This window comes from Paenibacillus sp. FSL H3-0457 (assembly GCF_037981725.1).
Classification (GTDB): domain Bacteria; phylum Bacillota; class Bacilli; order Paenibacillales; family Paenibacillaceae; genus Paenibacillus; species Paenibacillus amylolyticus.
Genome location: NZ_CP150283.1, coordinates 505,724 through 518,631, shown reverse-complemented (window position 1 = coordinate 518,631; position 12,908 = coordinate 505,724). Strand labels below are relative to the sequence as shown.

Sequence of the window (12,908 nt, the reverse complement as noted above, 5' to 3'; positions counted from 1 at the left end):
GTACAGGTTACTAATTATTCCATGAATTAGATGAAGTATTAGAGTAAGGACCGCCTGGGGGTTGCGCAGAGGGTTTACCAAAATAGTAGCCCTGTGCAAGCTCAATACCTATGGAACGACAGAATTCAAACTCTTCCATTCGTTCGATCCCCTCGGCAAGGACTTGCCCTCCAAATCGACTCGACATCTCAACAATATGAAGAATTTTCTCTTGTTTGGTCGAATCCTGATCACAACGATCAATAAGACTTCGATCTATTTTGACAAAATCCGGTTCTAACCGATTCATCAACTCTATTGTCGAATATCCGGCACCCACATCATCCAGTGCAACCGACATTCCACGGGAACGATATACCTCAAAGATTTGCTGCAAGATAGGCATATGCTGAATCTGCTCTGTTTCCACGACTTCAAACACAAAATCTTTGGGGTCCAGCGAAAGGCGTTCAATCGCTTCAAACGTATGTGTCAGACAATATTCGGGATTGTATATGGAGGAAGGCAGGAAATTTACGAAGCGTTTGACACCATGCGGCAGAAAAAGGGCACTGGTCTCAATAGCAGTAATACGCGCCAATCGATCCAGAAAAGAATGTAGTCCGGTCTCACGCGCAACTTCAAATAATTCATAGGAACTAAAGGATTTTCCATTCTCAGCAGGACGAAGCAAAAACTCATATCCGATAATCTGCTCCGATGCATCAACGATGGGTTGCATATGACTGCTGAATTGATGCTCCAGAATAATGGAAACAAGCTCCGCATGTTTGAAACGGGACTCCTGCATGGTTAGACTAATCCAGCTTTCTTCATTAACCTGTTCGTAAATAGGCATAATCTGAACGGTTAGGGAATCACGTAATGTCGGATCAATTTCGCCGATCTCTTTTATTAAATTCTGAACCGTCTCAAGATTCGAAAAATCCATCCACATCATGTCATCCGACGTCTCGATAAGTCTTCCCGGCGTTTGTAGCGCTTCCAGCAAAGCGGGGGAAATGGGACGCAAGTACAAGGTACCTTGGCCCTCTATAGGATAGATTGGACTGCAGCCACTGCAATTCATGTAGGACCCCCCTTGCCAATTTAGATTCCATGTCCATTAATGTTCACTTGTATATACCCAAAGTTTGTAAATATTATATCATGGGTCTTAAAATTAATCTCTACTGTTTTGATGACTTCCTGTATGACGGTTCTTGGAACAAATATATTCAAATTTGCAGAAAAAAAGACCGACAGTCTGATGACTGTCGGTCTCCCTCAACTTATTAAACTTTAAGAAGCGGGAATCACGATTTTCTGTCCAACTTTCAGGTTATGCACATTTGAGATTTGGTTAGCTGTCGCAAGCTTGCGCCAGTCTACACCATATTTCAAACCTATGCGGTACAAGTTATCGCCTTTTTTCACCACATATACCACTTTGCCGCCCGCTGGTTTCTCAGGCTGTGGCTTGGTCGTTGGTTTGGTTGGAGTAGTCGGCTCCGTAGGTTTAGTTGGCTTTGTAGGTGTTGGAGCAGGCTCCGTACCTGGTTTCGGAGTTGTTGTTGCTTCTCCAGTCAATTTCATGCCGTATTCAGCAAAACCATCATCATTTGTACCAATGAAAGACATCGCCGGGTTTGCTTCAACCAGATCTTTTGCATCCGGGGAAGAAGCAAACACAACTTCAAGATCGTTCAGCGCTGCTGCGGTTAACCCAGCAGATGGCTTAATTGGTGCCAGGGACCAGTTGCCGTCCGCTGCCGGATTAATCGTTTTATTCTCACGGATGTAGTCGATGATCACTTGACGGTTCTCATCCGGTGCAGCCAGAACGATACGTTTACCGTCCGGGTTAGCCAGCTTGGACGAAGAAGCACGGTAGTTATTCGTCGCTACGATGAATTTTTGCGCTGGGTCAATCGGTTTACCGTTAAAACTCAGATCCTTGATCCGGCTTGCCGATGCATTTACAACGGTTGCTTTGCCGTCATACTTGGCTGGTTGTGTCACATCAATCTGATACGTTACACCATCGATAACATCGAAGTTGTACGTTGGGAAGTCATTGTTGATCAGTTGTTGTTGTCCACCTTTAGCCGGGTCGATCTGGTTGAACTGGCCTGCAGACCATTCCAGCCATTCTTTCAGTTCTGCGCCGTTAACCATTACAGCATGTACCGTATTTGGATACACGTACAGGTCAGCAACGTTTTTGATGGCAATGGTGCCTTTAGGAATATTCGTGTAATACGAAGCGCCTGAACGTCCACCGGCTTTGAACGGTGCACCTGCGGACAATACAGGGATTTTCTCATATTCCGTACCTTGCATATGTTTTTCGACATACCATTTCTGTGCATTCGTTACGATCTGAATGGATGGATCATCCTGAACCAGAGCGAAGAAGCTGTTGATAGGTGCAGTCGTTTCGCCCACCGGACCACGAACATACTCCAATGTACCTTCATGCTCTTCATGAACCGCATCAATGATGTCCTGATCCGCATCTACCAGTGGCTTTTTGTTGGCTGTGTCATAGATTGGGCGAGCCTCCGTTTTGGAATCTACCACTTTCCATTTGCCATCAACCAGTTCCAGATCCAGGTCGATGATACCAAGATGATCACCCCAGAACCCTGGCTCTACAGCAGGAACGCCATTGATTGTCCCTTTCTCAAGGTCTACCCCTTTTTTGCCGGCAAAATCAGCACTTGGGAATACTTTGTGAGCATGTCCAAACAGAATGGCATTAATGCCTTCTACCTGGCTCAGGTACAGTACGGAGTTCTCCATCAGATCCGTTTGAGGGATATCCTCAAATCCGGAGTGAGGGATGGCTACAATAATGTCGGCACCTTCAGCCTTCATTTTTGGAATGAATTTTTTCGCGGTAGCAATAATATCCTTGGCGATGACCTTACCTTCAAGATTAGCGCTGTCCCATTGCATGATTTGTGGCGGTACAAATCCGATCACACCCACTTTAATCGTATGTTCTTTGCCAGTCTCATCCGTTACTTTTTTATCCAAAATCTCATACGGTGTGAAATAGTTCTTGTCATTTGTCTCATCATCATCACCATCGTCTACATAGACATTGGCATTAATGTAAGGGAAGTTCGCTCCCTCCAGCGTCATGTCCAGGAAGTCCAGACCATAGTTGAACTCATGGTTACCGATGTTACCTGCATCATAATCGAGCAGATTCATCGCTTTATATACAGGGTGAGTCTCACCCTTTTTCAGTGGATCAATTTTGGCAGTGTAGTCTCCCAGCGGATTCCCCTGAATTAGATCCCCGTTATCAAACAGCAGGCTGTTCTTCGCTTCGTCACGGGCTTTCTTAATCAGTGTTGCTGTTTTGGCGAGTCCATATTGGTCTGTCTCTTTGTCGGAATAATAATCATAGTTAACCAGATTGGTATGAATGTCTGTGGTCTCCATGATCCGCAGTTTAACTTTGGCAGCATCCGCAGCCGACACAGGTACCGGAAATACCGCAAGCACGTTTAATGCAACCAAAGCGGCAGTCAGGCTTGATAATACTTTTTTTCTCATTTTCAAAATAACCCCTCCCGGTTATGTACATTGAATCATGCATTAATGGGCAAACGAAGAGCGCAGAAAAAAGATAGATTTCATGGGTTGTGCGTACTGACGCTCTGATGACATGCATCGGAATTTCAGGTAAGTTTATCTCACATGAACATCTATTTATGTCTGTGCTTGTCGTTTACATTCCAAATCATAACGCAATGTTCAGTCATTGAAAAGCATTATTTTTTACATTACCCGCACATACCTAGGTAAGTTTACATTATCATGCGTGATTTCGACAATTTTTTCAACATTTTAGTAGGTATTTAGTGCTTATTATCTTTGAAATACGTATATTACATGTGCCTTACATGTATATCCAATTCAGCGTTATTCATCCATACCAAAAACCGTGAAACCTTAATGGCTTTCACGGTTGGATTAAACTCTGCGCGTATTTTCGCATAAGGACGCTACTTTGCAGAGGTTATGTTCATATTCGGATTATTGTTCCCACACATGATGTTCATGATCTTTCCCCGTGTATTCAATACGAGTCGGGGTAATGTCCAGAATGACATAGTTAGGATCATTAGGTCCATCGAACCACGCCTTCAATTCGTCGTTCCACACTTGCTCACGCAAGCCTTCGTTCTTTGTCACTTCACAGGTTCCTTCAATCTCAACTACTTCCTTGGAACCACCAGCCTCATAACCTAGTAGCAGGCTAACATTCGGATTATTCTCCAGTTCCTCTACTTTGTGTGTACGGCGGTTCGTTGCCAGATGAATGTTCAGTCCATCGTTGAAAAGCGCCATATAGCGGGATTTTGGTTTACCATTCTCCACAGTGGAGAAGCTGCAAAAAGGGTTGTTTTCCAATGCTTTTACAATGTTTTGTTCCAATTCAGTCTGGTTCATGGGAAGTGCTCCTTTCGGTTTGGGGGATATTTGAAGAACTCTTGTAGGCGGCCGTTGCGGGTACGGATCGTTCTTTGGATCGCTGTTATCCCCGGATTTTTTTGATTCCCTTTTCTCAAAGGGAAAATCCGGTGATAAAGGCGAACGCTTTGCTTCCTCAGAATCGATTCCGTCCCCTCCACTACGTCTACTGTTCTTCCAATTTGAGGAGTGGGTAAGCTAAAGTTCAAACAGAAACCTGTACTTAACTTTGCAGGTTTCGTTTCTTTAGGTTTTATCCGCTCCGTTGCTGTGTATAAGTACAGTCAACTTACGTTAGGTGTAATAAGCCTGTACTTATAGTGTACCCACCTCACCTATGGTGAATCCATGAACCGATACGTTAACGTGACAAAATTGGAAAAGTTCTTTATAAAAATGTTTACATAAAAGGGTTAGCACGATATTTCTTCATGGCTAATTTAATTCAGATCTCCAAGATAGATTGAAGAAGAGCCTGATTTAAGAAGCAATTCGCCAATTGTTTTTGGATATAAACGAATGTTGGACAGGTCTTCAAGTGCAATCCATTCCACGGCGACTTGGTGGTCATCTGGATTGGAGCCTTCAAAAACGGTTGCCTCCGGATCGATCAGGCTACACGCAAAATAAAATTCAACCTGATGGATATCTGCATCCCACTCGGCGAATTCATGATTTTTACCGATATACTCCCGGATATGTAACAGCTCTCCCACATTCACGGCCTGACCAATCTCCTCCAGACATTCACGTGCGACCGCATCCTTGAGTTCTTCACCTTTCTCCTGTCCTCCACCTGGGAACACATAAGCGGTACCATATTGGTCTTCCAGCCGGATGACCAGCAATCGTCCATCCTGCACAATGACAGCCTTTGCCGAGTTGCGTATGGGTTTCATTCTGTTCATTCACTCCTTGTCATTCCAAAATTTCAAAGTTCAATCCGAACAACCTGATACTACTATTGTTCTGCTGAACATTAATATCATCCCGTGGTATGCGCGGATAACTTAATGCCTTCCGATTCCAACACACGACGAATCTCTTGAGCAAATGCGAGAGCATATGCTCCGTCACCATGGATACAGACCGTCTCTGCCTTAATGGGAACCAACGTACCATCCGTGGATGCAACCACGCCGTCTTTCACCATCCGAAGCACTTGAGCAATCGCTTGTCCCGATTCTTCAATGAGGGCTCCAGCTTGGCTGCGAGGAGTTAACTTTCCGTCCGTCCCATAGGTTCGATCCGCAAACACTTCGCTCACACTACGCAGACCGATGCGATCCGCAGCGTGAATCAGCTCACTGCCCGCCAGACCATACAAATACAGATCAGGCTGCACTTGATAGATCGCCTCGGCGATGCCTTCAGCAAGCTTCATATCTTCTGCGGCCATATTATATAAAGCTCCATGCGGTTTTACGTGATGCATTCGCCCTCCACTTGCCCGGACAAATGCATCCAGCGCACCAATCTGATACACCACCATGTCATATGCTTCCCGTGGCGTAATGTCCATACGTCTTCTGCCAAACCCTTGCAAATCCGGCAACCCGGGGTGGGCTCCAATTGCCACCTGATGCTCCAATGCCCTCTCCACCGTCAGCCGCATTGTAGCCGGGTCTCCTGCATGAAATCCGCAGGCAATATTGGCTGATGTAATCAAGGGTAGAATGGCCTCGTCCGACAGCGTGCGATATATACCATAACTTTCGCCCAGATCACAATTGATATCCAAGGTTTTCGAGGTATTCATTAAGTGCCCCCCATTCCTGCCATTCTTCTGCGTATCAGCTTATCCATGAGTTCCATATTGATTTCCTGTTTCATATACAACTGTCCGGCTTGATTATGCGTAATCTTTTTAAAAGAAATTTGGGTTGCTGGCCTAGCCTGAGCCAGGATTGGCATATCAACCCGAGCTACCTGTGCAATGACAGGATAACCTCCAATCGTCTGATGGTCTGCCATCAAGATGATGGGCTGACCATCCGGTGGCACCTGCACTGTGCCATAGGTAACGGCTTCAGACAACCGATCCAGGGGCTGATCCAGCTCCAGTATGGAGCCTTGCAAGCGATAGCCCATTCGATCGGATTGCGAAGAAATCACGTATTTTTCGGCATAGAATTGTGCAAGACTCTCTTCGCTGAACAGCAAACTATCCTTGCTCTCCATCACACGAATAACAGGTTGCCCATAATAGTCAGGTCTTTCACGTTCAGATAAAAGCCACGCAGGCGCCAATATTCGGTGGTCCCGCTCACTCTCCTTTACCTGATACTCCATACGCTGCATCCAACCTTGCGCTTCACCAGAAGGTTCACCTATGGATAACAGATCCCCCACGTGCAAGGCTCGGCCCTCCACACCGCCAAGACCTGTCTTGAGGTCTGTACTTCGACTACCCATCACTTCAGGCACAGCTATTCCACCCGCAATCGCCAGATATCCACGCAAACCATGACGACATGGGCCAAACTTCAGTACACTTCCTGCCCGCACCAGCACAGGACGCCACAAAGGTACAGGCAGATGATCCACCGTTGCCGTCAAATCAGCTCCACATAATGAGACTAGCTGGCTCTCCTGAAATCGAAGCTCTGGCCCCGTCATCGTCATCTCCAGCACTGCCGCATGCCGGGAGTTGCCCACAAGCATATTGGCTGCTCTGGCTGCAAAGGAGTCCATGACCCCGCCAGGATGAATACCATACCGGCGATAGCCGGCTCTGCCTTCATCCTGAACGGTAGATAACAGGCCAGGGCGAATCACTTCAATACTCATCGTTCGCCCTCCTTCCGCTTCAACGCCAGATAGTCCTGCATCGTAATCTGTTTGAATCGAACCCGATCACCTGCTGCCAGCATACTTGGTACGTTCTCATCCGGCCGAAACAATCGGAGTGGCGTTCGTCCAATACATTGCCATCCCCCGGGTGTGTCCACTGGATAGATTCCTGTCTGTTTGCCACCGATACCTACTGTGCCCGCCTCAACCCGAAGCCTTGGCGTTGCCCGTCTGGGCGTAGCAATCTGTTCAGACAACCCGCCGAGATACGGAAAACCCGGTGCAAACCCAATCATATGTACGAGATAATCCCCGGATGTATGAATCGCAATAACGTCTTCTGGGGTCAGTCCATGTTCACTGGCAACATAGTCCAGATCAGGGCCCCACTCGCCACCATAACATACGGGAATGGTGACCGTTCTGGGTTTGTTGTCTTGTACGGATTCCTTCATTTGATTCAACTGCTGAAGCAGAATCCGGCATAACTCGGGGTACGGGGAGATGAACGGATCATAAAATAGCGTAACGGACGTATATGAAGGCACCCATTCGATCATGGCTGGCAAAGTGTTTTTTTCCAGCAAAGCACAGACAGACATCACTCTGCGCTGCACAGCGTCAGACAATTGATCTCCACACTGGATGATAACCGCTACCTCACCCAGCGGAGATAGGATCTCCTCCGTCCATGCATACGTCTGTTTGGTCATGCGCCATCTCCCCCTTTGTCCACAAAGTTTGCTAGCGTTTTAACGTCAGAGCATCCATCTATCAGGACTCCCTGGAAGAATTCAAATGCACGCTGCAATTGTACAGTTCGCATTGCCACGTATCATCTTTCTTAGCGATCCGGGTAAATGATGTGTTGGAGAGCTTCACGCTAATATCCAGTTCAGGCACCAGACCTCGCAGTGTATTCCGCAGAACGGCCCCGTGACTGACAACAATCACTCTTCCATCGGGGTGCTGCTGTACAATATCCTCAAGCACCGCACTGCCTCGAACAGTCCCTGCATCTGCAAGCTCCCGTCCAAGATCCAGGGTACTCCAGTCCGCTCCCCACTTGGCTAACCGTTCCTCTTCCGTCGTTCCTTCGACCTGTCCTCCGCCCATCTCGCGAAGTCTAGGGTCCAGATGAATCTCCTGAATGCCCAAGCGATCACCAATGATGCGAGCTGTCTCACTTGCACGCTCCAAGTCACTTGAATAGATGGCATCCCAGGATTCCTCGGCCAGTCTCGCGGCAAGTAAAACTGCCTGTTCCCTGCCTTCCTGATCCAGCGGATTATCCGTCTGTCCCTGCGAACGTTTTTCCTTATTCCACGCTGTGCTTCCATGGCGAATCAATGCAATTTGAGTCATTGTTGTTCCTCACCTTTTTCTATATGAAGTTCATCTTCTGTAAAATGTTTGCGTGCCTTCGGCTTGGCAAATTTGCCGCCATTATATTGAGAAGACCCGTTTCTCGGAATCGAGAGACTGTCCCAAGCTGTTTCTTTGAGCATTTTTGCGGCAAATACAATCTGCCCGACATGATACGGATAATGTGCTAATTGCCGAATAATGGCCTCCATCACGGTATGACCTTCATTCCGAATATATATGATATGAGACAATTGTTCCGGGGTAAACGAACGAATGGCTTCGAGTAGACAATTCCAGCCTTCTTCCCATTTGGAGAGCAACTCTTCCCGGGAAGAAATATCATTCACGAATTCGGCGTCCCGTTCACGCCACGGTTTCTCACCATCTGTTGTCAGTACATCCGTCCAACGGGACAGCATATTGCCCCATAGATGTTTTACGATTACCGCAATGCTGTTCGCGTCTTCATTCCAAGATTGAAACAATTGCTCGGACTCCAGTTGCGCCATGGCTTTTTCCCCGAGCTGCTTGTAATACAAGAATTGCTTCTCCGCTGTCTCCAAAAAAACCTGATTCATATCCATCCGTTAACCACCCTTCGGAAAAGTAATATGACCCCTGATCACGTTCAGAAAGATACGTCACATGTTATTTTATTCAGGAAATGAGAATGTGCCGTCTGCATTCGGTTCAAATGGAATGACTTTGCGAACCGCATCCAGATTGAGCTCTCCATAGATATGTGGATATAGTTCATTTAATTCGTAGAGATCCTCATACACCAGTTCTGGCTCTAACGCCTTCTCATCAATACTAAGTAATAATAGATCCGTGCGGCCTGCATAATATTGCCCGGCTACCCATGGAATCTGTTCCTTGGTGGAACAATGAATGAATCCGTCCGTCTCCAGGCTATCTGGTGCATACACACTCCCCTTTGACACTTGCTCCCACAACGAACGGGAAATAATACTATAGATCATGGTTCTGCCTCCTTCAATTTCTGCGATGTACCCTATGAGTCATTGGAAGTATTATAGATCATCCCGGATACGGGAGTACAATTTTTGATCCGTAAATACACCTTTGATCTTCAACTGTTTGCGTAGCAAACCTTCGTACGACATACCCAGCTTCTCCATTACGCGTGCAGAGCCTATGTTGCCTGCATTACATTTCCCCTCCAACCGATTGCAGTCCAGTTCCCGAAAGCAATAATCCACGATGGGTTGCATCGCTTCCGCTGCGAGCCCCTTACCCCAGTGACTGCTGTCTATCGCGTACCCTAGTTCAGCACTCTGCATGGGTTCGTTGAGATCAAAAATGCCACCCCTCCCGATCAAGGTCCCTGTTTCCTTTAAAACAAAAGCCCAGATATGTACCGTTTTCCGTTCATAATTATCCAGCACCCGCTGAATATATTGAATTGAATCCTCCACCGTCTCATGGCAGTTCCACAAGCTTTGCTGACTCACTCGCGGATCAGAGGCAAACGCATAATATTCATCAAGATCATCCATCGTAAGCCGCCTCAGTTTTAACCGCTGTGTTTCGAATTCGGGCAATTCGGCAAAAAGTTTTTCTACATTCATGCAGCACACCTCCATGATTCACTTGAGTTCATGATCCAGCCATCTTATTTCTCAGGAAATAACGATCTATCATAACCATGCACAGAATACCGACCGTATATCGAATCAGATCGATCACCAGAAAACCATGTCCCAAAATAAGAGCACCTAATACGGTAGAGCGTATCTCAATCAGCCAAGGCGTCTGAATCAACTGCGAGAACTCAATCATCCAGCTGAATACACAGCTCAAACACATCGCCCATACCAAGCTGCGATGAGGCCACACCATGCGTACTCCGAAATAAATCATGCCCGCCCAACATGCATCCCCGAAATGTTCATGCACCCAACCCGGCAATCGTTCACCGAAGTGTCTGGATGCGAGTCCTGCCGCCATGGTCATCATGACTGCGAAGAAATAGATCAGCCTGTCTCTGATAAGTACGCTTTTCAATCAATCACACGCCTTCATCAAGCACTTGTAAAATAAATTGCGTTTTGGCAGCGGTATACGATTCCCTATCTTCCTTGTTCTCATCAGCAAGCTTTGTCTTCAGGACGGCGTAAGCTTCCACCAGATCTGGGCGTTTTCTCAGCACATCCCGAAACCGAATTTGACGATCCCAGCGTTCTTCTCCCGGGCGCATAAGATGAAGGTGTACAGCTCTCTTGCCATCCTTAACCCTGACCCAGAATCGTCTGTACTCCCGTCCATCCAGTTCAGGCGGAACGTAGTTCCAGCCCAACGGATTCAGCTGATCCGCAATCAGATCCATGTCATCCCATGACTGTACCTCTGCCATCAGATCAATAATGGGCTTGGCGGGTAACCCTGGAATGGACGTGCTTCCGATATGTTCGAATTGATGAATATTAAACTGCTCTAGAAGACGTTTGAGTTGCCGGATTTCATCCTGAGCCTGCGCATCCCAATTGGGGTTGGCCGGAGCAATCTCTACCGCCTCTGTCGCCCAGTCAGGCCAGTTTTCCGGTTGCAATGGATCTGTCATTAACATGCTCACTCCTTAATCTCGCGATATAAATTGAACTAAAGATATTTACACTGCATACTCCGATGACAGAACAACCTTCCGATCGCTGTTATCCCCAGATTTTTTTGATTCCTTTTATAAAGGGGAAATCCGGTGATAAAGGCGAACGCTCCGCTTCTTCAGGTCCTTTCTGTCCTCTACGTTTTGTGTAAATGTTTAGTTCAATTTATATTGATTTCTATATATCCAAAAAAGGAGCGTATATCTACGCCCCTTGGTTGTCTGTTACCTTGATGATATTGATGATTTTAACGTGTCATGTACTGAAACTAACTTTTGATTCATGCAAGATGTTTCATTAATATGAAGATTTATTTTACCGTAACAGGGATCGTCACTTTTTTGTTGCCCCACTTGGCCGTGATGGATGTTTTACCTTTGCCTACAGCCACGATCTTGCCATTTGTTACTGTCGCTACGCCCGGCTTTGTGCTGCTCCACACCGCACTGTTGGTCACAACAGTGGTTTTGCCCGTATCATACTGTGCCATCACACTCAGCGTTGTACTTCCCTGTGGGGACAAAACCAGTTTTTTCTGGCCTGTAATCAACTTTTTGAGCAAAGGTACAACGGTAACCTCTGCTTTTATTGTCTGATTTTGATAAGTTCCTGTCAAGGTGGCTTGTCCTTCTGTCAGCGTCTTAACGGCTCCATTTTTCACGATAGCTACATTTGTGTTGGAAGAGGTCCATACGATCTGTTTCGAAAGGTTGATCGTTTTGCCGTTTGCGTAGGTCCCGATGACCTTCAACGCTTTGGACTTCTTGATATTCAGCTGCATAGTTGCAGGGGTAACCTCAACTTTGGTAATCTCATCCGTCACAGCAACGGGGACTTTCACAATCGTTGTTCCGTATTTGCCTTGCAGCAATACTCTGCCGGGTGTAACGCCTTTGATTTTACCGTTTTCCAGCACAGCCGAAGAAGTGGATACGGACCACACAATCTCAGACGTCACATCCTCTTCCTTGCCATTCGCACGGGTAATGCTTACTTTCGGAAGGGTGCTTTCACTGCCTTTAACGAAACTGTAGGATTTCGGTGAAGCTTTGATGCCTTTGATCTTCTCCTGCACTTGGACAACCAACTGGGCTTTAGACCCGTCTACTTCTGCAAAAATGGTTGCTTCGCCCGCGGCCACAGCCTTGACTTTGCCTTTCACCATCGTCGCGACTGCTGCATTACTGGTGGACCAAGTCACGCCTTCGGTAACATCCTGTTTGTTATCAAAACCTTCTACCGTTGCCATCACCTGAAGCGTAGCTGTTTCGGAAACACTCATCTTCTGCGGGCTGCTATTGGTTATTTCAATCGATTTCACGTCACCGGTAGCCGCCAAGGCCAACGAAGGGACCAATATTGTTAATACCATAATTAGAGCAAGCGTGCCTCGAAGCGCCAGTTTGATTCTACTCATTTCTATATCCATCTCCCATAATCCAATATTTTACTTCTATTATATTATATCGGATATGAATTGCATAAAGTTGAATAACATAAGTGAGAGTCTTGGAACAATTCATGATTTTCATTGTATAATATGGGAAGGCCGCGCCCTTGAATCTGGACAAATTGAAATCATTAACGAGCGTGAATGGAAGCTGCGTTGACATTTAAGAAATAATTTTATTTACTTACATAAACGAAGAA

At 46.4% G+C, this 12,908-nt stretch carries 14 protein-coding genes; all 14 read right to left on the bottom strand.

The features are described 5' to 3' along the window. Positions 1 to 10: 10 nt before the first annotated feature. Complete coding sequence (locus MHH25_RS02470; protein WP_340019040.1) at positions 11 to 1,069, bottom strand: EAL domain-containing protein; 1,059 nt, start codon at positions 1,067 to 1,069, stop codon at positions 11 to 13. Between the two features lie 212 nt (positions 1,070 to 1,281). Further along, positions 1,282 to 3,549: a bifunctional 2',3'-cyclic-nucleotide 2'-phosphodiesterase/3'-nucleotidase gene (locus MHH25_RS02465; RefSeq protein ID WP_340020437.1), complete on the bottom strand. Its 2,268-nt coding sequence runs from the start codon at positions 3,547 to 3,549 to the stop codon at positions 1,282 to 1,284. Between the two features lie 483 nt (positions 3,550 to 4,032). Further along, entirely contained in the window at positions 4,033 to 4,449 is a 417-nt protein-coding gene (locus MHH25_RS02460; RefSeq protein WP_074093246.1) for a pyridoxamine 5'-phosphate oxidase family protein, read from the bottom strand. Between the two features lie 461 nt (positions 4,450 to 4,910). Further along, positions 4,911 to 5,369, bottom strand: coding sequence for an NUDIX domain-containing protein (locus MHH25_RS02455; RefSeq protein ID WP_339285239.1), 459 nt, complete (start codon positions 5,367 to 5,369; stop codon positions 4,911 to 4,913). An 86-nt stretch (positions 5,370 to 5,455) separates the two neighbouring features. After that, complete coding sequence (locus MHH25_RS02450; RefSeq protein WP_340019039.1) at positions 5,456 to 6,229, bottom strand: 5-oxoprolinase subunit PxpA; 774 nt, start codon at positions 6,227 to 6,229, stop codon at positions 5,456 to 5,458. After that, positions 6,229 to 7,260, bottom strand: a complete 1,032-nt coding sequence (locus MHH25_RS02445; protein WP_340019038.1) for a biotin-dependent carboxyltransferase family protein — start codon at positions 7,258 to 7,260, stop codon at positions 6,229 to 6,231. The genes MHH25_RS02450 and MHH25_RS02445 overlap by 1 nt, the downstream gene beginning before the upstream one ends. Continuing rightward, positions 7,257 to 7,976 (bottom strand): 5-oxoprolinase subunit PxpB, encoded by a 720-nt coding sequence (pxpB, locus tag MHH25_RS02440; protein WP_340019037.1) that lies wholly within the window; start codon positions 7,974 to 7,976, stop codon positions 7,257 to 7,259. The genes MHH25_RS02445 and pxpB overlap by 4 nt, the downstream gene beginning before the upstream one ends. 61 nt (positions 7,977 to 8,037) lie before the next feature. Then, positions 8,038 to 8,628, bottom strand: coding sequence for a histidine phosphatase family protein (locus tag MHH25_RS02435; protein ID WP_340019036.1), 591 nt, complete (start codon positions 8,626 to 8,628; stop codon positions 8,038 to 8,040). Further along, positions 8,625 to 9,215: a DUF1572 family protein gene (locus MHH25_RS02430; RefSeq protein ID WP_340019035.1), complete on the bottom strand. Its 591-nt coding sequence runs from the start codon at positions 9,213 to 9,215 to the stop codon at positions 8,625 to 8,627. The genes MHH25_RS02435 and MHH25_RS02430 overlap by 4 nt, the downstream gene beginning before the upstream one ends. Positions 9,216 to 9,284: 69 nt before the next feature. After that, a complete protein-coding gene (locus MHH25_RS02425) occupies positions 9,285 to 9,614 on the bottom strand; it encodes a DUF952 domain-containing protein (RefSeq protein WP_036616752.1) in 330 nt (109 codons plus the stop codon). 51 nt (positions 9,615 to 9,665) lie between these two features. After that, positions 9,666 to 10,223 carry a GNAT family N-acetyltransferase gene (locus MHH25_RS02420; protein WP_340019034.1) on the bottom strand — a complete coding sequence of 186 codons (558 nt, stop codon included), beginning with the start codon at positions 10,221 to 10,223 and terminating at the stop codon, positions 9,666 to 9,668. A 28-nt stretch (positions 10,224 to 10,251) separates the two neighbouring features. Beyond that, on the bottom strand, positions 10,252 to 10,659 hold the full coding sequence (locus tag MHH25_RS02415; protein WP_211085635.1) for a DUF2809 domain-containing protein: 408 nt from the start codon (positions 10,657 to 10,659) through the stop codon (positions 10,252 to 10,254). Between the two features lie 4 nt (positions 10,660 to 10,663). Continuing rightward, positions 10,664 to 11,215: a GrpB family protein gene (locus tag MHH25_RS02410; RefSeq protein WP_340019032.1), complete on the bottom strand. Its 552-nt coding sequence runs from the start codon at positions 11,213 to 11,215 to the stop codon at positions 10,664 to 10,666. Positions 11,216 to 11,568: 353 nt separating this feature from the next. Then, positions 11,569 to 12,675, bottom strand: coding sequence for an Ig-like domain-containing protein (locus tag MHH25_RS02405; protein ID WP_340019031.1), 1,107 nt, complete (start codon positions 12,673 to 12,675; stop codon positions 11,569 to 11,571). Positions 12,676 to 12,908 lie beyond the last annotated feature (233 nt).